At 71.5% G+C, this 20187-nt stretch carries 19 protein-coding genes; 9 read left to right on the forward strand and 10 right to left on the reverse strand.

Annotated elements, in window-relative coordinates:
* Window positions 1–33 precede the first annotated feature (33 nt).
* The 8 genes from hutU to AC30CM_RS09750 all read left to right on the forward strand — a co-directional run bounded on the left by hutU (window position 34) and on the right by AC30CM_RS09750 (window position 11802).
* Complete coding sequence (hutU, locus tag AC30CM_RS09715; protein WP_490116645.1) at window positions 34–1704, forward strand: urocanate hydratase; 1671 nt, start codon at window positions 34–36, stop codon at window positions 1702–1704.
* Window positions 1701–2930, forward strand: a complete 1230-nt coding sequence (locus tag AC30CM_RS09720; protein ID WP_490116646.1) for an allantoate amidohydrolase — start codon at window positions 1701–1703, stop codon at window positions 2928–2930. Before hutU ends, AC30CM_RS09720 begins: the two co-directional genes overlap by 4 nt.
* Window positions 2927–4300 carry a formimidoylglutamate deiminase gene (locus tag AC30CM_RS09725; protein ID WP_490116647.1) on the forward strand — a complete coding sequence of 458 codons (1374 nt, stop codon included), beginning with the start codon at window positions 2927–2929 and terminating at the stop codon, window positions 4298–4300. Before AC30CM_RS09720 ends, AC30CM_RS09725 begins: the two co-directional genes overlap by 4 nt.
* A complete protein-coding gene (gene hutI, locus AC30CM_RS09730) occupies window positions 4297–5484 on the forward strand; it encodes an imidazolonepropionase (RefSeq protein ID WP_490116648.1) in 1188 nt (395 codons plus the stop codon). Before AC30CM_RS09725 ends, hutI begins: the two co-directional genes overlap by 4 nt.
* Before the next feature lie 91 nt (window positions 5485–5575).
* On the forward strand, window positions 5576–6601 hold the full coding sequence (locus AC30CM_RS09735) for an iron ABC transporter substrate-binding protein (protein WP_490116649.1): 1026 nt from the start codon (window positions 5576–5578) through the stop codon (window positions 6599–6601).
* Window positions 6602–6662: 61 nt separating this feature from the next.
* Entirely contained in the window at window positions 6663–8201 is a 1539-nt protein-coding gene (locus AC30CM_RS09740) for an ABC transporter permease (protein ID WP_490116695.1), read from the forward strand.
* Entirely contained in the window at window positions 8198–9292 is a 1095-nt protein-coding gene (locus tag AC30CM_RS09745) for an ABC transporter ATP-binding protein (RefSeq protein WP_490116650.1), read from the forward strand. Before AC30CM_RS09740 ends, AC30CM_RS09745 begins: the two co-directional genes overlap by 4 nt.
* A complete protein-coding gene (locus AC30CM_RS09750) occupies window positions 9289–11802 on the forward strand; it encodes an AMP-binding protein (RefSeq protein ID WP_490116651.1) in 2514 nt (837 codons plus the stop codon). The genes AC30CM_RS09745 and AC30CM_RS09750 overlap by 4 nt, the downstream gene beginning before the upstream one ends.
* On the opposite strand, the gene AC30CM_RS09755 is transcribed toward AC30CM_RS09750, so the two are convergent.
* The 8 genes from AC30CM_RS09755 to rplS form a co-directional block, all read right to left on the reverse strand.
* Entirely contained in the window at window positions 11771–12583 is an 813-nt protein-coding gene (locus AC30CM_RS09755) for an acyl-CoA thioesterase (protein WP_490116652.1), read from the reverse strand. The two genes, AC30CM_RS09750 and AC30CM_RS09755, sit on opposite strands and share 32 nt — an antisense overlap.
* The gene (locus tag AC30CM_RS09760) at window positions 12580–13698 is read right to left on the reverse strand and encodes a CoA transferase (RefSeq protein ID WP_490116696.1); all 1119 of its coding nucleotides are present in this window, start codon (window positions 13696–13698) and stop codon (window positions 12580–12582) included. Before AC30CM_RS09760 ends, AC30CM_RS09755 begins: the two co-directional genes overlap by 4 nt.
* Window positions 13699–13786: 88 nt before the next feature.
* Entirely contained in the window at window positions 13787–14560 is a 774-nt protein-coding gene (locus tag AC30CM_RS09765) for an HAD-IIA family hydrolase (protein ID WP_490116653.1), read from the reverse strand.
* 26 nt (window positions 14561–14586) lie between these two features.
* Window positions 14587–15390, reverse strand: coding sequence for an SDR family NAD(P)-dependent oxidoreductase (locus tag AC30CM_RS09770; RefSeq protein WP_490116654.1), 804 nt, complete (start codon window positions 15388–15390; stop codon window positions 14587–14589).
* A gap of 23 nt (window positions 15391–15413) precedes the next feature.
* On the reverse strand, window positions 15414–15719 hold the full coding sequence (locus tag AC30CM_RS09775) for a DUF2469 domain-containing protein (protein WP_066983311.1): 306 nt from the start codon (window positions 15717–15719) through the stop codon (window positions 15414–15416).
* Window positions 15720–15760: 41 nt separating this feature from the next.
* Complete coding sequence (locus AC30CM_RS09780; RefSeq protein WP_490116655.1) at window positions 15761–16450, reverse strand: ribonuclease HII; 690 nt, start codon at window positions 16448–16450, stop codon at window positions 15761–15763.
* Window positions 16451–16463: 13 nt separating this feature from the next.
* Window positions 16464–17324, reverse strand: a complete 861-nt coding sequence (gene lepB / locus AC30CM_RS09785; RefSeq protein ID WP_490116656.1) for a signal peptidase I — start codon at window positions 17322–17324, stop codon at window positions 16464–16466.
* 46 nt (window positions 17325–17370) lie between these two features.
* Entirely contained in the window at window positions 17371–17712 is a 342-nt protein-coding gene (gene rplS / locus AC30CM_RS09790; protein ID WP_490116657.1) for a 50S ribosomal protein L19, read from the reverse strand.
* A 301-nt stretch (window positions 17713–18013) separates the two neighbouring features.
* On the opposite strand from rplS, the gene AC30CM_RS09795 reads away from it, so the two are divergent.
* Window positions 18014–18961: a serine hydrolase gene (locus AC30CM_RS09795; protein WP_490116658.1), complete on the forward strand. Its 948-nt coding sequence runs from the start codon at window positions 18014–18016 to the stop codon at window positions 18959–18961.
* On the opposite strand, the gene trmD is transcribed toward AC30CM_RS09795, so the two are convergent.
* Both trmD and rimM read right to left on the reverse strand, forming a co-directional pair.
* Window positions 18958–19647, reverse strand: coding sequence for a tRNA (guanosine(37)-N1)-methyltransferase TrmD (gene trmD, locus AC30CM_RS09800; protein WP_490116659.1), 690 nt, complete (start codon window positions 19645–19647; stop codon window positions 18958–18960). The two genes, AC30CM_RS09795 and trmD, sit on opposite strands and share 4 nt — an antisense overlap.
* An 8-nt stretch (window positions 19648–19655) precedes the next feature.
* Window positions 19656–20183 carry a ribosome maturation factor RimM gene (gene rimM, locus AC30CM_RS09805; RefSeq protein ID WP_490116660.1) on the reverse strand — a complete coding sequence of 176 codons (528 nt, stop codon included), beginning with the start codon at window positions 20181–20183 and terminating at the stop codon, window positions 19656–19658.
* Window positions 20184–20187 lie beyond the last annotated feature (4 nt).

Genomic DNA, 20187 nt, shown 5'->3' on the forward strand with positions numbered 1-20187 from the left:
CCACCACCCACCAGCTGCAGAAGGATTCGCGACATGACCGACCACCCCTCCGGTCCACGTACCGTGCGCGCCGCGCGCGGGACCACCCTGTCCTGCAAGGGCTGGCAGCAGGAAGCCGTGCTGCGGATGCTGAGCAACAACCTCGACCCCGAGGTCGCCGAGCATCCCGACAAGCTCGTCGTCTACGGCGGCACCGGACGGGCGGCACGAAGCTGGGAGGCCTTCGACGCCATCGTGGCGAGCCTGCGCGCCCTCGAAGACGACGAGACCCTGTTGGTGCAGTCCGGCAAGCCGGTCGGCGTCCTGCGGACCCACGAGTGGGCGCCGCGCGTGCTGATCGCCAACTCGAACCTGGTGGGCGACTGGGCCAACTGGGAGTACTTCCGCGAACTGGAGGCCGCCGGGCTCATCATGTACGGGCAGATGACGGCCGGTTCGTGGATCTACATCGGCACCCAGGGCATCCTGCAGGGCACGTACGAGACCTTCGGCGCGGTGGCCAAGAAACGCTTCGGGGGCACGCTGGCGGGCACCATCACGCTGACCGCGGGCGTCGGGGGCATGGGCGGCGCCCAGCCGCTGGCCGTCACGATGAACGAGGGCGTGGCCATCTGCGTGGACGTCGACGAGAGCCGCATCGACCGGCGCATCGCCAAGCGCTACCTCGACGTCAAGGCCACCGACCTCGACGACGCCCTGGCCAGGGCCGTCGAGGCGCGAGATGCCAAGCGGCCGTTGTCCATCGGCGTCGTCGGCAACGCGGCCGAGGTGTTCCCGGCACTGCTGGAACGCGACGCGCTGATCGACGTCGTCACCGATCAGACCTCGGCCCACGATCCGCTGTCGTACCTGCCCATCGGGGTCGACTTCGAGGACATGGCGAAGATGGCCGACAAGGATCCCGGCTACTTCACCGAGCAGGCGCAGGAGTCGATGGCCAAGCACGTCGCCGCCATGGTCGGCTTCCTCGACAAGGGCGCCGAGGTGTTCGACTACGGCAACTCGATCCGCGACGAGGCGCGCAAGGCCGGTTACGACCGCGCCTTCGACTTCCCCGGCTTCGTCCCGGCCTACATCCGGCCGCAGTTCGAGGAGGGTCTCGGCCCGTTCCGCTGGGTCGCGCTGTCGGGCGATCCCGCCGACATCGCCGCCACCGACCGCGCCATCCTGGAACTGTTTCCCGGCAACGAACACCTGCGCCGCTGGATCACCATGGCCGGTGAGAAGGTCGAGTTCGAGGGTCTACCCGCCCGCATCTGCTGGCTCGGTTACGGCGAACGCCACCGTGCGGGGCTGAGATTCAACGAGATGGTGGCCAGCGGCGAGGTCTCCGCGCCCATCGTCATCGGCCGCGACCACCTCGACTCCGGATCGGTGGCCTCGCCCTACCGCGAGACCGAGGCGATGCTCGACGGCTCCGACGCCATCGCCGACTGGCCGCTGCTGAACGCCTTGGTCAACACCGCGTCCGGCGCCTCCTGGGTGTCGCTGCACCACGGCGGCGGCGTCGGCATCGGCCGGTCCATCCACGCCGGCCAGGTGTGCGTCGCCGACGGCACCGAACTCGCGGCGGCCAAGCTCGAGCGCGTGCTGACCAACGATCCCGCGATGGGCGTCATCCGGCACGTCGACGCCGGCTACGAACACGCCGCCGAGGTCGCCGCCGAGCGCGGTGTGCGCATCCCCATGCGGGACGCCCGGTGAGCACGTTCGACTCGCTGTGGGAGTCCATCCTCGACGTCGGCCGCGACCCGGCCAGCGGCGGCTACCGTCGATTCGCCTGGAGCACCGCCGATCTGACGCTGCGCGAGTGGTTCACCGGCGAGGCCGCCCAGCGCGGCATGAGCGTCGAGGAGGACCGCAACGGAAACCTGTGGGCCTGGTGGCTGCCACCCGGGCACACCGGTGACCCCCGTGACGCGTTCGTCACCGGGTCCCACCTGGACTCGGTGCCCGACGGCGGCCCGTTCGACGGGCCGCTGGGCATCGTCACCGCGTTCGCGGCGATCGACGCCCTGCAGCGCACCGGCGTCACGCCGCGCCGGCCCGTGGCCGTCGCCGCGTTCTCCGACGAGGAGGGTGCGCGCTTCGGCGTGGCGTGCGTGGGCTCGCAACTGTCCGCCGGTGCGGTCACCGCCGAGCGCGCGTTGGGTCTGCGCGACGCCGACGGCACCTCGCTGGCCGAGGCGATGACGGCCGCGGGCCGCGACCCGCGTCACGTCGGCGCCGACCCGACGCTCACCCGGCGGGTGGGCGTCTACGTCGAACTGCACGTCGAGCAGGGTCGCGCACTCGACCTCGTCGACGAGCCACTGGCGGTGGCGTCGGCGATCTGGCCCCACGGCCGCTGGCAGTTCGCGTTCGGAGGCGAGGCCAACCACGCCGGGGCCACCCGGCTCGTCGACCGCCGCGACCCGATGCTGACGTTCGCCACGTCCGTGCACGACGCCCGCGCCCGCGCGGCCGCTCACCAGGCGGTGGCCACGTTCGGCAAGGTGCGCGTGACGCCCAACGGCGCCAACGCCATTCCCTCACAGGTGCTCGCCTGGCTGGACGCCCGCGCGGCCGACGAGGACACCTTGGCCGCCCTGGTCGCCGACATCACCGCCGACGCCACGCGCAACGCCGACGGCGACCGCACCACGGTCTCGATCGAGGCCGAATCCATCTCCCCCGCAGTGCACTTCCCAGAGGCGCCGCGGGCACGCATCCAACGCATCCTGGCACCGCGGTTCGGCGAACTGCCGGTGCTGCCCACCGCCGCCGGACACGACGCCGGCGTGCTCGCCGCGGTGCTGCCCACCGCAATGCTGTTCGTGCGCAACCCGACTGGTGTCTCCCACTCACCCGACGAGTACGCCGAGATCAGCGACTGCCGCCTCGGCGCCGACGCCCTGGCGGCCGTCATGGCGGACTGGATCGGCGGATGACCACCACCCGCTTCTGGTGCGAGCACGCGTGGCTCGGCGGGGACACCGCCGCCGACGGCGTGACCGTCGAGGTCAGCGACGGTTACGTCACCGCGGTCACCACCGCCACCGACCGCCGCGACGCCGACACGGTGCTCACCGGGCTGGTGCTGCCCGGGTTGGCGAACGCACACTCGCACGCGTTCCATCGCGCGCTGCGGTCCCGCACGCAGCGCGACCGCGGCACGTTCTGGACGTGGCGCGACCTGATGTACCGGGCCGCGGACCGCCTGACTCCCGACGGCTACTACCAGTTGGCGCGCGGGGTCTACGCCGAGATGGCCCTGGCGGGCATCACGTGTGTCGGCGAGTTCCACTACCTGCATCACGACCGCGGCGGGACGCCCTACGCGGATCCGAATGCCATGGGGCACGCCCTGATCGCCGCCGCACGCGAGGCCGGGCTGCGCATCACCCTGCTGGACACCTGCTACCTCAGCTCGGGTGTCGACGGGGCACCGCTGGCCGAGGGGCCGCAGCAGCGGTTCGGCGACGGCAGCGGGGTGCGTTGGGCCGAGCGGACCGAGACGCTGCACCAGCAGTACGCCGCCGCCGACGACGTCGTGATCGGGGCCGCACTGCACTCGGTGCGCGGTGTGCCCGTGGAGCACATGGGCGCCGTCGTGGAGTGGGCGGGTTCGCACGGCGCCCCGGTGCACGTGCACTCCTCCGAGCAGACCGCCGAGGTGGACCAGTGCCTGGCCGTCCATGGCCGCACCCCCACGGCGCTGCTGCGCGATCACGGCGTGCTCGGACCGCGCACCACCGCCGTCCACGCCACCCACCTGACCGACGCCGACGTCGACGACCTCGACACCACGATCACGGGAATCTGCTTCTGCCCCACCACCGAACGCGACCTCGGCGACGGCATCGGCCCCGCGTCGGCGCTGATGCAGACCGCGGGGCCGTTCAGCCTGGGATCGGACAGCCACGCGGTGATCGACCTGTTCGAGGAGGCGCGCGGCGTCGAACTCGACGAGCGCCTGGCCCGCCGGGAGCGCGGGCTGTTCGCCGCCGACGATCTGCTCACCGCCGCCACCGCCAACGGCCACCGGGCGCTCGGCTTCCACGACGCCGGCCGGCTGAGCGTCGGGCAGCGCGCGGACCTCGTCGCCGTCGACCTCGGATCGATCCGCACCGCCGGCGGCCCGGCCAGCGCCGAGACCGCCGTCTTCGCCGCGACCGCGGCGGACGTCACCGACGTCGTCGTCGACGGTCGCGTGGTGGTGGCCGGGCGTCGCCACGCCCGCATCGCCGCCCCCGCCCACGATCTCGCCGACGCCATCACGGCGCTGCTCGACGGCGCACCGAGCAGGAGCATCTCATGAGCATTCGCTACGACGACATCGCGGAACTGGTCACCAACGACCCCACGCAGGGCGATCACAGCCCCCTCGGAATCATCACGGATGCAGCACTTCTCGTCGACGAGGACCGCATCGCGTGGGTCGGTCCGAGCAGCGCGGCCCCGGACGCCGACGAGCGCGTCGACTGCCAGGGCCGCGCGGTGATCCCCGGTTTCGTGGACAGCCACGCCCACCTCGTCTTCGACGGCGACCGGGCCGCGGAGTTCGCCGCCCGCATGGCGGGGCAGCCCTACGACGGTGGCGGCATCGCCACCACGGTGGCCGCCACCCGCCGCGCCCCCGACGACGTCCTGGCGGCCAACGTCGCCCGCCTGAGGGGCGAACTGCGTCGCTGCGGCGTCACGACGTTCGAGACCAAGAGCGGCTACGGCTTGACGGTCGACGACGAGGCCCGCAGCCTGCGCGTGGCCGCGCGGTTCACCGACGAGACCACGTTCCTGGGCGCGCACGTCGTGCCCGCCGAATTCCGCTCGCGCCGTGACCAGTACGTCGACCTGGTGTGCACCAGCATGCTCGACGCGTGCGCACCGCATGCCCGGTGGATCGACGTGTTCTGCGATCGCGGGGCGTTCGACGTCGACGAGGCGCGGGCCATCCTGACCGCCGGCGTCGGCGCCGGGCTGCACCCGCGGCTCCATGCCGGTCAGCTCGGGCCCGGCGACGGCATCCGGCTCGCCGTGGACCTCGATGCCGCCTCCGTGGACCACTGCACCTACGCCACCGACGACGACATCGAGGCCCTGGCGGCCTCCTCGACGGTGGCGACGCTGCTGCCGGGCGCCGAGTTCAGCACGCGGGCACGCTGGCCCGACGGCAGGCGTTTCGTGGACGCCGGCGTCACGGTGGCGCTTGCCACCGACTGCAACCCCGGTAGCTCGTACACCACGAGCATGCCGCTGTGCGTCGCGCTCGCCGTGCGCGACATGCACCTGACCCCCGCCGAGGCGCTGTGGGCGGCTACCGCGGGAGGCGCTGCGGCGTTGCGCCGCACCGACGTCGGGGTGCTCGAGGTGGGCAGGCGCGCCGACTTCGTGGTGCTGGCGGCACCCAGTCACGTGCACCTGGCGTACCGCCCCGGCGTCGACCTGGTCGCCGCCACGGTGCTCGCCGGCCGCCCGGTCGGCGCGGCGTCGCACCCGGGGTGAGCTGAGCCCGCGACCGACGTGGTCCAGGTCTCGATCCGACAGGGGGTATCTTCGTTAGGCAAACCTCACCTGAGCACGGAAGGGCTGGTCGATGTCGAAGCGCTGGAGTCGCTGGAGCCGCATGACCGCGATGGCGGCGACGTTGACACTGGCCGCGGGGCTCGTGGCGTGCTCGTCGTCGGACGAGGCCGACGGGCTGCTGATCTACAACGCCCAGCACGAATCGCTCACCAAGGAGTGGATCGACGCCTTCACCAAGGAGACCGGCATCAAGGTCACCTACCGTCAGGGCGGGGACACCGAGCTGGGCAACCAGATCATCGCCGAGGGCTCGTCGTCGCCGGCCGACGTGTTCCTCACCGAGAACTCCCCCGCCATGGCCGCCGTCGAGAAGGCGGGATTGTTCGCCGACGTCGACCCCGCCACCGTCGCCCAGGTGCCCGCGCAGTACCGCCCGGCCACCGACAAGTGGACCGGCGTCGCCGCCCGCACCACGGTGTTCGCCTATGACAAGAACAAGCTGACCGAGGCGCAGCTGCCGAAGTCGCTGATGGATCTGCAGCGACCGGAGTGGAAGGGGCGTTGGGGTGCTCCCCCGGTGAAACCGGACTTCCAGGCCATCGTCGCGGCCATGCTGCAGCTCACCGGGGAGCAGGCCACCTCGCAGTGGCTCGCGGGCATGAAGGCGGGCGCCGAGATCTACTCCGACAACATCGCCACCCTGCGCGCCGTCAACGACGGCCAGGTCGACGGCGGCGTGATCTACCACTACTACTGGTTCCGCGACCAGGCCGAGACCAAGGACATCAGCAACAACGTCGCGCTGCACTACTTCCGCAACCAGGACCCGGGCGCCTTCGTGTCGATCTCGGGTGGCGGCGTCCTCGCGTCGAGCAAGCACCAGGCCGACGCACAGAAGTTCCTCCAGTTCGTCACCAGCAAGGCCGGTCAGGAGGTGTTGGAGAACGGCACGTCGTTCGAATACCCCGTCGCCTCCGGCGTGCCCGCCAACAAGGCGCTGGTGCCCCTGGCCGACCTGCAGGCCCCCGCGGTCAACCCGTCGGACCTTGATTCGCAGCAGGTCACCGATCTGATGACGAAGGCTGGTCTGCTCTAGGTGCGTGGTTGACGTGGTCGCGCTTGAACCGACGCCGACCGAGGAGACCCCGGTCGACGCGATGCCCGCCCGGGCGGCCCGCCGCCGCCCGGGTGCCGTCGTGACCACGGTCGTCACCCTGCTCGTCGCCGCCACGCTCGTGCCCATCGTCTACGTGATCGTCTCGGTCTTGTCGCTGGGACCGGCACGGCTGGGCGACCTCGTGCTGCGCCCCCGCGTGCTGGAGCTGCTCGTCAACACCGTCGGCCTCGTGGTGGTCACGGTGCCCCTGTGCGTGGTGCTCGGGGTGGCGGCCGCCTGGCTCGTCGAGCGCAGCGACGTCGCGGGCCGCGCGGTATGGCGGCCGCTGTTCGTGGCGCCGCTGGCGGTGCCCGCGTTCATCAACAGCTACGCATGGGTGAGCGTGGTCCCCACCCTGCACGGGTTCGGGGCCGGCGTGCTGGTGGCCACGCTGTCCTACTTCCCCTTCGCCTACGTCCCCGCGGCCGCCACGCTGCGGCGCCTCGATCCGGCCATGGAGGAGTCCGCGCGCGCCCTGGGTTCCAGCCCGTTCGCGGTGTTCTGCCGCGTCGTGCTCCCCCAGCTGCGACTGGCGGTGCTCGGCGGCGGGCTGTTGATCGCCGTGCACCTGCTCGCCGAATACGGCGCCTTCGCAATGCTGCGCTTCGCCACCTTCACCACCGCGATCTTCGAACAGTTCCAGGCCACGTTCAACGGTGCCGCGGGCAGCACGCTCGCCGGCGTGCTGATCCTGCTGTGCCTGGTGCTGCTCGCCGGGGAGGCGGGGGTGCGCGGCAACGCCAGGTACTCCCGGCTGGGCTCCGGCGCCCAACGCCAGGCGGTGCCGCACCACCTGGGTGCGCTGCGGCTGCCCGCGTTCGCCGTGTTGGCGGCCACGATCGCGCTGGCGCTCGGGGTGCCGGTGTGGACGCTGCTGCGCTGGCTCTGGATCGGCGGCGCCCCGGTGTGGGACATGGCCCAGATCGTCCCGGCCACCGCGCAGACCGTGGCGCTGGCCGCCGCCGCGGCGGCGGCCACCACGCTGCTGGCGTTCCCGTTCGCCTGGGTGGCGGTGCGCTACCGCGGCGTGTTCGCCCGCTTCGTGGAGGGGTCGAACTTCGTGACGAGTGCCATGCCCGGAATCGTGACCGCGCTTGCCCTGGTTACCGTCGCCATCCGCTACGCCACGCCGCTCTATCAGACGGTGGGCCTGGTGGTGGCGGCGTACGTGCTGATGTTCATGCCCCGGGCCATGGTGAACCTGCGGTCCGGGCTCGCGCAGGTACCGCCCGGCCTGGAGGAGGCGTCGCGCTCGCTGGGGGTGTCCCCGACGTGGACGTTCCTACGGGTCACGCTGCGACTGACGGCCCCGGCGGCCGCGGCGGGCGCGTCGCTGGTGTTCGTGGCGGTGGCCACCGAACTCACCGCGACCCTGCTGCTGGCCCCCACCGGTACCAGCACGCTGGCGATGCGGTTCTGGTCGCTGTCGAGTGAACTGGCCTACGCCGGGGCGGCGCCGTACGCGCTGCTGCTCGTCGTGCTGTCGGTGCCCGTGACGGTGCTGCTGTCGCGGCAGTCGAGCAGGGCGGTCGCCTCGTGACCGGACATGCCCTCGCGATCACCGGGCTGGTGAAGTCGTTCGGCGACGACACCGTGTTGCACGGCGTGGACCTGACGGTGGCCACCGGGAGTCTCACGGCGGTGGTCGGCGCGTCGGGGTGCGGCAAGACGACGCTGCTGCGGCTGGTGGCGGGTTTCGAGAACCCGGACGCCGGGTCGATCGCCATCGGGGGTCGCGAGGTCAGCGGCGACCGCGTGAGCGTGCCCGCGCACCGCCGCGACGTGGGGTACGTCGCCCAGGACGGCGCGCTGTTCCCGCACCTCACCGTCGGGCAGAACGTGGCCTACGGGTTGGCGGGATCCATGCGCGGGCGCGCGCGCCAGGACCGGGTGGCCGAACTGCTCGAGACGGTGTCGCTGGACCCGTCCTATGCCGGCCGCCGCCCCCACGAGCTGTCCGGTGGCCAGCAGCAGCGGGTCGCCCTGGCCCGGGCCCTGGCCCGCCGGCCCGCCGTGATGTTGCTCGACGAGCCGTTCAGCGCCCTGGACACCGGGCTGCGGGCCTCGACCCGCAAGGCCGTCGCGGACCTGCTCTCCGACGCCGGGGTGACCACCCTGCTGGTGACCCACGACCAGGAGGAGGCGCTGTCGATCGCCGACCAGGTCGCCGTGATGCGCGCGGGCAGGTTCACCAAGATCGGCACCCCGCGGCAGGTCTACGGCGAACCGGAGGATCGGTTCACCGCCGAGTTCCTCGGCGACTGCGTGCTGCTGCCGTGCACCGTCACCGGCGCGGTCGCAGAGTGCGCGCTGGGGGCGCTGCCGGTCCACGGATGCCCCGCCGACGGCGCCGGCACGCTGATGCTGCGGCCGGAGCAACTCGTCGCCACCGCCGTCGAGGACACCCACGCAGCCGACACCCCCGACGCCGGCGACCCCAAGGGCTTGGCCACGGTGCTGGCCTCGGAGTTCCGCGGCCACGACGTGCTGCTGACCGTCGACCTGGGCGGCGAGGCGGGGGCCGTCACCGTGCGCCAGCACAGCGTGGCACCCCCCGAGGTCGACGCGAAGGTCCGTATCCGGGTCTCGGGCCGGGCCGTCGTCTTCTCCGACGGGGCGCGCATTCGATGAGCCTGTTCGACGACGTCGTCGGCCACCTCGCGGGCTTCGGCGACGCCGCGGCCGTGCACACCGACCGTGGCACCGTGACCTACCGCGAGCTGGCGGCCGCCGTCGAGAGGCGGGCAACGGATTTCGGTTCGCGCCGCACCGTCGTGGCCATCGAGACGCGCAACGACATGGACACGCTGGTCGGCTATCTGGGCGCCCTGGCCGGCGGTCACGTGGTGCTGCCGCTGCCCGCGGGTGGCGACCACGCCGCCCTGCTCGAGACCTACCGGCCCGAGTACGTCGTCTCCGACGGCGTCACCGAGCGCCGCCGCCCCGGCCACGTACCGCTGCACCCCGACCTCGCCCTGCTGCTGTCGACGTCCGGCAGCACCGGCTCGCCGAAGCTGGTGCGGCTCTCGCACGCCAACCTCGCGGCCAACGCCGAGGCGATCGCCGACTATCTCGACATCCGCGACACCGACCGGGCCGCGACCACGCTGCCGATGTCCTACTGCTACGGCCTCTCGGTGGTGCACGGGCACCTGCTGCGCGGAGCCGGCCTGATCCTCACCGACCGGTCGGTCGTCGACGACGCGTTCTGGGACCTCTTCCGCAGCCGCCGCGGGACCACGTTCGCCGGGGTGCCGCACACGTTCGACCTGTTGGACCGGGTGGGCTTCGACGAGATGGCGTTGCCGCACCTGCGCTACGTCACGCAGGCGGGCGGTCGGCTCGCGCCCGACCGGGTGCGCCACTTCGCCGCGCTCGGCGAACGCCGCGGTTGGCAGCTGTTCGTCATGTACGGGGCCACCGAGGCCACCGCCCGCATGGCGTACCTGCCGCCCGCGCTGGCGCACGACCACCCCGACGTCATCGGCGTGCCGATCCCCGGTGGCCACCTGCGCATCGATCCCGTCGACGGAATCGCCGACGGCAGTGGCGAATTGGTGTACACCGGGCCAAACGTCATGATGGGATACGCGCACCGTCCCACCGATCTGGCGCTGGGCGCGACCCTCGACGAACTCCGCACCGGTGACATCGCCACCACCGTCGAGCCCGACGGTGGGCCGACGCTCTACCGCGTCCTCGGACGGCGCGACCGCTTCGTCAAGCTCTACGGTCTGCGCATCGACCTGCAGCGCGTCGAGGCCCGGCTGCGCGCCGCCGACGTCGAGGCCATCTGCACCGACGGCGACGGGCTGCTGCTCGTCGCGGCCGCCGCGCGTCCCGCCGGCTGCGACGTGACCGCCGTCGCGGCGGCAGCGTCGGGGCTGCCGCGGGCCGCGATCCGCGTGCTGGACGTCGACGAGATCCCGCGTCTGCCGTCCGGCAAGCCCGACCACCGCAGCGTCCGCGAACTCGTCGTCGCCCGCGACGACCCGCAGCGCGGCGAACGGCTGGACCTTCGTGGCCTGTTCGCCGACGTGCTGCAGTGCGATCCCGAGCGCATCTCCGCCGAGCAGAGCTTCGTCGACCTCGGCGGCAACTCGCTGTCCTACGTCGCGATGTCGGTGCGGCTCGAACGCGCGCTGGGGCATCTGCCCGCCGACTGGCAACGGCTGCCGCTGCGGGAACTCGAGTCCTCGCGCACGACCCGCCGGTGGTGGGGCACCACGCTGGAGACCAGCGTCGCACTGCGCGCCACGGCCATCGTGCTCATCGCCGGATCACACGCCGACCTGTGGGTGCTGTGGGGCGGGGCGCACGTCCTGCTGGGCGTCGCCGGCTACAACTTCGGGCGGTTCTGCCTGACACCGCTGCCCCGGCTCGAACGGGTCCGCCACCTCCGCACCACGATCGCGTGGATCGCGCTGCCGTCGCTGCTGTGGATCGCGTTCGCGCTCCTGGTCACCGACGACTACACGCCGACGAACCTGCTGCTGGCCAACAAGTTCCTGGGCCCCGACGACAGCATGACCGCCGGCCGGCTGTGGTTCGTCGAAGTCATCGTGTGGGTCCTGGTGGCCCTGGCCGTGGTGTGCTGGACCCCGGTCGGCGACCGGGCCGAGCGGCGCTGGCCGTTCGGGTTCGCCGCGGCCTTCCTGGCCCTCGGCATGGCGTTGCGCTGGGACGTCTTCGGGTTCGGGCTCGGCCACGATGCCTGGTTCACGATGCTGGCGTTCTGGTTCTTCGCGATCGGATGGGCCGCGGCCAAGTCGACCACGCTGCTGCAACGCCTCGCCGTCACCGCGGTGCTCGCGCTGGGCATCGTCGGCTACTTCGGTCAGCCGAACCGCGAGGTGCTGGTGTTCGTGGGCCTCGCACTACTCATCTGGCTGCCCGCGATCCGGTGCCCGTCGGCGCTCACGGCGACCGCCGGCGTCGTCGCCGAGGCCTCGCTGTTCATCTATCTGACGCACTACCAGGTATACCCGCTGTTCGGCGAGCACCGGCTGCTCGGAGTGCTCGCCGCGATCGCCGTCGGCGTGGCATCGACCCAGCTGCTCACGCTGGCGCGCAGGACCATTCGCACGCGGCGCGGGAGCCGCTCGTGGGTCACACGGTCGGGGGCTCCCGCTCCGCGATGAGCCCCTCCTGAACAAGCGTGGCGACGACCTGACCGTCCGCGCCGACCAGGCGCGCGGTGACCACCCCGCGGCCACGGGCGGCCGCAGGCGACCGGGACTCCAGCAGATTCCACTGGTCGGCGTGCACCCGACGGTGGAACCAGATCGACGAATCGGTGGTGCCGCTGCGGTGCGTACGGCCCGCCATCGAATGCCCGTGCACCCGCAGGACCGCGTCGATCATGTAGAGATCGCAGACGTACGTCGCGATCGCGTCGTGCAGGCGGGCGTCGTCGGGCAGCTCGACCGTGACGCGCCACCACAGCCGTCGCACGAACTCGCCCGACGAGCGGTCGTCGACGATCCGGACGTCGATCTCGTCCAGCGGCAGCGACGGTGCGGGCCCGGCGGGGCCGGTACGCGGCAGCGCATCGGGGTCGTCGGGGAGGTCCGTCGCACCGTGCACCGGTCCCGCCAGGGGCGCGGCGAACGACACCGTGGCCGTCGTGAGCAGGCGGCCCGCCTGGTACGCATCGACCCGCCGGGAGGCCGCGGTGCGGCCGTCGTAGACGGACGTGACCACGTAGTCGACGGTGTCGCCGGCCTCACCCCCGCGCAGGAATTGCAGGTGCATGCTGGTGGGCGACTTGGCCGCCACGACGGTGCGCTGCGCGGCGACCAGGCTCTGTCCCGCGAGCTGACCGCCGTAGGCCCGCTTGCCGGCGGGCCCACTGGCGCCGCCGACGAACACGGCGCCGCTGCCGGCCGGACGCACGTCGAGCAGGTCGAGCAGCACGCTCACGAGATGGTCCCGGCGTCGAGGAGTTCGGCGATCTGGGCGTCGGTGAGCGCGAGCCGCTCACGCAACACCGCCGCGGTGTGCTGGCCCAGCGCGGGAGCGGGGACCGCGGGCGGATACTCGCCGTCGATCCGCAGCGGCAGTCCGGGTGCCAGGTAGCTGCCCACCCGGGGTTGGTCCAGCTGCGTGAACAGCGGGTTGTCGGTGACCTTGGGGTCGGCGACGACGTCGGCGAACGTGCGGTAGCGCTCCCACAGGATCGACGTGGCCGACAGCGCGGCGACGACCTCCTCGGCGGTGTGGGCGCTGAACCACACGGTGAACAGTCCCGTCAACGCGTCGCGGTGGCGGTAGCGCTGGCCCTCGTCGGTGAAGTCCACGCCCAGCGACGTGCCCAGTGCGGCAACGGCATCGGCGGTACCGGTCAGCGCGGTCAGGTCGTCGAAGTGCCGTGGGGTGAGCGCGACGACCATGAAGGCCGCGCCGTCGCTGCTGCTGAACCGTTGGCCGTACTGGCCGTAGATCGCGTTGCCGATGCGTGGTCGCGACGTGCCGTTGACCATGACCTCGGAGAGGAAGCCGAGGTTGCCTGCAGTGGCCAGCGCGACGTTCTCCAGCGGCACCGCCACCCGTTGTCCCGCCCCGGTGGCGTCGCGGTGCCGCACCGCGGCGGCGACGGCCAGCGCCACGTAGAGCCCGCACGCGACGTCCCACGCCGGCAGCACGTGGTTGACCGGCACTGCGAGATCCTCTGGACCGGTGACGAGCGGGAAGCCGACGCCCGCGTTGACGGTGTAGTCGACGCCGGTGCCGCCGTCCGCGCGGCCGCTCACCTCGACGTGGATCAGGTCGGGCCGCAGCCGCACCAGCGCCTCGTAGGAATGCCATTGCCGCTTAACGACGTTGGTGATCAGGACGCCGGCGTCGGCGACGAGCCGGCGAACCAGGTCCTGCCCGCCGTCGGACCGGACGTCGACCGCCACCGACCGCTTGCCCTTGTTGAGCCCCGCCCAGTAGATGCTCTCGCCGTCGCCGGTGACGGGCCAGCGGTGGTAGTCCGCCGCGCCGCCGACGGGATCGACGCGCACCACGTCGGCGCCGAGTTGCGCCAGCGTCATGCCGGCCAGCGGCACGGCGACGAAACTCGAGATCTCGACCACCCGCACGCCGGCCAGGGGGCCTGCGGCGCTGCCGTCGCCCACCACGTCAGATGAGGGACACGGCGTCGGCGATCGAGTCCAGCACGCGGCTCGGCCGGAACGGATAGCGCTCCACGTCGGCCCGTTCGGTCGATCCGGTGAGTACCAGGATGGTCTCCAGCCCGGCCTCGATGCCTGCCACGACGTCGGTGTCCATCCGGTCGCCGACCATGATGGTCTGCTCCGAGTGGGCCTCGATGCGGTTGAGCGCGCTGCGGAACATCATGGGGTTGGGCTTGCCCACGAAGTACGGATCGCGGCCGGTGGCCTTGGTGATGAGCGCGGCCACCGAACCCGTCGCGGGCAGCGGCCCCTCCGCCGACGGGCCCGTGACGTCGGGGTTGGTGGCGATGAACCGCGCGCCTCCCAGGATGAGCCGAATCGCCTTGGTGATGGCCTCGAACGAATAGGTCCGGGTCTCGCCGAGCACCACGAAGTCCGGATCGGTGTCGGTGAGCGTGTACCCCACGTGATGCAGGGCCGTCGTGAGGCCCGCCTCCCCGATGACGTAGGCCGATCCGCCAGGCAGCTGGTCGTGCAGGAACGCCGCGGTCGCCAGCGCCGACGTCCAGATCGACTCCTCGGGGACCACCAGGCCCGACCGGGCCAGCCGGGCCGCCAGATCGCGCGGCGTGAAGATCGAGTTGTTGGTGAGCACCAGGAAGGGCCGCTGCTTGTCGGCGAGGGTCTGGAGGAACTCGGCGGCCCCGGGGAGTGCGTGTTCCTCCCGGACCAGGACGCCGTCCATGTCGGTGAGCCAGCATTGCGGTGAGCTGCGCATGGCCCCAGTCTTCCCCATCGCGGCGCTCACCGGACGATCGCGGGGTGCGGGATGCGGGGCGAACCCAGCACGTCGCGGTGCGACGGCGGGGTGCGGCCACCGGCATCGGTGATGCCGTACCCGATGGCCAGCTCGGCGCCCACGTGGGTCTGACCGGAGAGCTCGGGAAGCGCCGGATCGCGGTACAGCGCATCCACCACGTGCCCGGTGAACTCCGGGGTCTCGGCGTGCTCGGCGGTGCGCGCCAGCGCCTCGGGCCTGCCGTCGAACGCCCCGACGAACCGCTCGGTGAGCAGGATGCCCATCCAGATCGACGCCGTGGCCACCGCGGTGCCCGCGAAGTCGACGGCCATGTCGGCGGCCAGCTTGTCGACACCGGCCTTTTGCGCCCCGTAGGCCGGACCGTGCATGTAGCAGACCGACCCGGGAGACGACGTGAACGCGATCAATCCGCGGTCCGCGCGCAGGAGTAGCGGTGCGGCGTACCAGGAGGCGACGTACGCCGAGCGCAGCCCCACGTCGAGTACGTCGACCAACCGGAGTGGCTTCTCCCAGAACGGTTTCGCCCCCACGAGGGCGTCGTCGACGGCGGCGGCGTTGTTCACCAGCAGATGCAGGACGCCGCACTCGTCGTCGACCCGGGCGAAGAGGTCGGCCACCTGCGCATCGTCACCGTGGTCGACGCGCACCCCGATGATGCCGTCGGCGCACGGGGTGCGCCCGGTGCCGTACACGCGCCAGCCCCGGTCGCGCAGCGCGGCCGCGATGCCCCGCCCCGCTCCTCGGCTGGCCCCGGTGACGACGGCGACGCGCTCGGTATCGGCGATCATCTCGCCGATCATGCCCCAGCGGGCTATTCGGGAAGCCGCAACTCGGGCTTCTCGACCTCTTCGATGTTGACGTCCTTGAACGTGATCACGCGGACCTGCTTGACGAAACGCGCGGGACGGTACATGTCCCACACCCAGGCGTCGGCGAGCCGCAGCTCGAAGTAGACCTCGCCGTCGGCGTTGCGCGGCACCATCTCCACGCTGTTGGCGAGGTAGAAGCGCCGCTCGGTCTCCACGACGTAGCTGAACTGCCCCACGATGTCCTTGTATTCGCGGTACAGCGAGAGCTCCATCTCGGTTTCGTACTTCTCGAGATCTTCGGCACTCATCGGTTCAGCGGTCCTTCTGTCGGTATCCGATCCATCTTCCCTCAGACTGATTCTGCGCGCTGCATCGGCTCCCGCGGAGGCCGCCCGACGCGCCGTACGTTGACGAACGAGAAGCGGTGCTCCGCGCATGGCCCCAGCTCGGCCAGCGCCGCGGCGTGGGTCGGGGTGCCGTACCCCTTGTGCAGGGCGAAACCGTATCCCGGATGCGTGGCATCCATCTCCACCATCAACCGGTCGCGACTGACCTTCGCCAGCACGCTGGCCGCGGCGATGCACGCCGCAGCGCCGTCCCCCCCGATCACCGGCAGCGACGGCATCGGCAGGCCGGGCACCCGGAACCCGTCGCTGAGCACGTAACCCGGCCGCACCGGCAGACCCGCGACCGCTCGGCGCATGCCCTCGATGTTGGCGACGTGCACGCCCCGACGATCCACCTCCGCCGACGGGATGAACACCACGTGGTAGGCCAGCGCGTATCGGCGGATCAGGGGGAACAGCCGCTCCCGCTCGGCCTCCCCCAGCTTCTTCGAGTCGTCGAGGGCCGCCAGGCTGTCCAGCCGGTTCGGGCCGAGGACGCAGGCCGCCACCACGAGCGGACCGGCGCAGGCACCCCGGCCCACCTCGTCGACGCCGGCGACGGGGCCCAAACCCCCACGGTAGAGCGCGGATTCGAGCGTGCGCAGACCGGCGGACCTGCGAATGACGGTCCGGGGTGGCCAGGTGGTGGGCACGCGCGCACGCCCCCTAGTGCGAGACCTGGGGGTTGACGCTGCTGACGGCACCCCAGCGGCCGGGCGGCCACGCGATGAAGCGTGCCTTGCCGATGACGTTGTCCACCGGCACGGTGCCCGCCATGGGGTCACCCGTGCAGATGATGCCGCGCTGCACGTCGGCGGGCACGTTGGTGCAGTGGGCACGCGAGTCCGCGGAGTGGGTGCGGTTGTCCCCCATGACCCACAGCCTGCCCTCGGGCACGTGCACGGGCCCGAACTCGTTGCCCAGGCAGGGGTAGACGGCGGGATCGGCCATCATCGTGGCCGGATCGAGGTACGGCTCGTCGAGCTTCTTGCCGTCGACCGTCAGGCCGGTGTCGGCACGGCACTCGACGGTCTGGCCGCCGGTCGCGATGATCCGCTTGACCAGATCGTTCTGGTCCGGCGGCACGAAGCCGATCACCGACAGCGCATCCTGGACGGCCTTGATCGCGGGATTGCTCGACCGGATGGACTTGTAGCCCACGTTCCAGGCCGGCGGGCCCTTGAACACGACCACGTCGCCGGGTCCCGGATCGGTGAACCGGTAGGTCACCTTGTCGACCATGATGCGGTCGCCGACGCAGCCCGCGCAGCCGTGCAGCGTCGGCTCCATCGATTCCGACGGGATCAGGTAGGGCCGCGCGACGAACGTGAGCATCACGTAGTACAGGACGATCGCGATGGTCAGCAGGATCGCCGTCTCGCGGAGCGCGCCGCGCTTCTTCTTCGGCGGATCCGACTCGACCTCGTCGGCGGGAACCTCCCCCGGCGCCTCGGCCCCGGGGGCGTCCTGGGTGACGCCCTTGGTGGCGAGGTCTTCGGAGGTCGGTTCGTCGGCGGGTCCGGTCACGCCAACAGAGTAGTCAAGACGGCGATCGCGGCAGCGGAGGGCGCGGTCAGCGCTTTTCCTTGATCTTGGCCTTCTTGCCGCGCAGCTCGCGCAGGTAGTAGAGCTTGGCGCGACGCACGTCACCGCGGGTCAGCACGTCGATGTGGTCGATGTTGGGCGAGTGCACCGGGAAGGTGCGCTCGACGCCGACGCCGTAGCTCTCCTTGCGCACGGTGAAGGTCTCGCGCACGCCGCCGCCCTGGCGGCGCAGCACGACGCCCTTGAACACCTGGATGCGTTCCTTGGAACCCTCGATGACCTTGACGTGCACGTTGACGGTGTCGCCGGGGCTGAAGGTCGGGATGTCGTCGCGCAGCGACGTCTGGTCGACGAAGTCCAGCGTGTTCATCGGTGACACTTCCTTGTTCTGTGGGCCGTGGTGGCAGGTCGTCGCGGGCGCGACGCAGCACCGGGCCGTTCTGTCGTACGTTTTTCGGGTAACTCCGCGGCACGGCGAACTCGGTCGTGCGCAGACAACTGCTCAATTGTGCCAGACGCTCCCCCACCCGGCGAAATCGCGCCCGGAGCAGGCACGACCGGTCACGACACGGTGACGTGGCACAGCACGCACGCCACGTCGGCGCTACTCTTGCGATGTCCACGACACCGCGTAGACACCGCGTACGGCGACTCATTCCGGGAGGACAGGCATGCACCGGCGGCCCCGTCAGCTGCTGAAGCTCACCGCGGTGTCGGTCGCCGTGCTGACCGTCGTCGGCGGGTGCGAGGCCCAGAGCTACGGCAGCCCCGGACCGGCACCGGGCGCCCCGTCGCAGTTGGTGGTGGTCGCCCCCCAGGGCAGCATGGCCCCGCTGCCCGAGGCGCCGCCCGACGAGCCGTCCGCCGCGTTCGAGGGTCTGCAGATGCGCGAGCGGATCGCCACCACCGAGGCCGCGGCCGACGGCGCCGACATCACGGCCGCCGTGCTCGACCGCAACACCGGCCAGTTGGTGACCAATGGCAACGACCGGCCCATCGCCATCGCCTCGGTGGTCAAGCTGTTCATCGCCGACGACCTGCTCCTGCAGGTCGCCAAGGGGCAGACCGACCTGTCCCCCGAGGACCGCCAGATGCTCGACGTGATGTTGCGCGCCTCCGACGACAGTGCGGCCGAGGTGTTCTGGAACCGCAGCGGGGGCTCGGCCATCATCGACCGCGTCACCGACCGCTACGGCCTGACCTCGACGGCGCCGCCGGGCAACGGCCGGTGGTTCAACACCACCAGCACGGTCACCGACCTGGTGCACTACTACGACATGCTGCTCGCCGGATCCGGCGGGCTGCCCCCCGAGCAGGCGAGCATCATCCTGTCCAACCTCGCGGCGTCCACGCCCACCGCGCCCGACGGCATGATGCCCGGGGGCGTCTATCCGCAGCGCTTCGGCATCCCCGAAGGGCTGCCGGGCGAACACGTCGCGGTCAAGCAGGGCTGGATGTGCTGCATCGGCGCGGACTGGATGCACCTGTCGACCGGCGTGATCGGCCCGAATCGCCGCTACGTCATGGCCATCGGGTCCATGCAACCCGCGGGTGATGCCGAGGCGCGCCGGACCATCACGCAGGCGGTGCGCACGATGTTCCCCGACGGCCACCTCTAGTCGGGTCGCCCGTCCAGCAGGTCGGGGCGGCGCTCGCGGGTGCGGCTCAGGGACTGCTCGTGGCGCCAGGCGGCCACCCTGGCGTGGTCGCCCGACAACAGCACGGGTGGGACGTCGAGGCCGCGCCAGCTGGCCGGGCGCGTGTAGCTGGGCCCCTCGAGCAGGCCGTCGGAATGCGAATCCTGTTGGTGGGACGCGGGGTTGCCGAGGACGTCCGGTAGCAGCCGGACCACGGCCTCCACCATGACCAGCGTGGCCGCCTCCCCGCCGTTGAGCACGTAGTCGCCGATGGAGACCTCGGCGACGCGCATCCGGCGCGCGGCGTCCTCGACGACGCGTTGGTCGATGCCCTCGTACCGTCCGCATGCGAACACCAGGTGCGTCTCGGCGGTCCAGGCCTCGGCGTCGCTCTGACGGAAGGGCCTGCCCGCGGGCGTGGGCACCACCAGCAGCGTCTCCGGCGTGCAGATCTCGTCGAGCGCCGCGCCCCAGACGGGCGCCTTCATCACCATTCCGGGACCGCCGCCGTAGGGGGCGTCGTCGACCGACTTGTGCACGTCGTGGGTCCAGCGACGCAGGTCGTGCACGCCGAGCGCGATGCGGCCGGATTCGAATGCCTTGCCCGGCAACGACTGCCGCAACGGGGCCAGGTAGTCGGGGAAGATCGTCACGACGTCGATGCGCACGGGCGGACCTACAGGTCCTCGATGTTCAACAGACCGTCGGGCGGATCGATGGTGACGGTGCCGTCGGCGACGGACACCTCGGTGACGATGGCGCCCACGAAGGGCACCAGCTTCTCGGCGCCGGTGTCGGTCGTGACCGCCAGCAACTCGCCGGCGGCGGTGTGCAGCACCTCCGCGACGACGCCGACGTCGACGCCGGCGACAGTCCGCACGCGCAACCCCTCGAGTTCGTGATCGTAGAACTCGTCGGGATCGTCGATGGGCGGCAACTCGGCGGTGTCGACGAGGAACAGCGTCCCGCGCAGGGCGTCGGCGGCAGTGCGGTCGGCGACGCCGTCGAGGCGCACCAGCAGCCTGCCTGCGTGGTCGCGCACGGCGTCGATGACGAACGTGCGCTCCGGTCCGGTGCGGCCGACCTTGCCGCGCAAGCGCTTACCAGAGGCGAACCGTGCCGAGGGGTCGTCGGTGCGAACGTCGACGACCACCTCGCCACTGATGCCGTGGGCCTTGACGATACGGCCGACGACGAGGTCCATTGGC

This window comes from Mycobacterium sp. DHQP2018-32-09 (genome assembly GCF_058148405.1).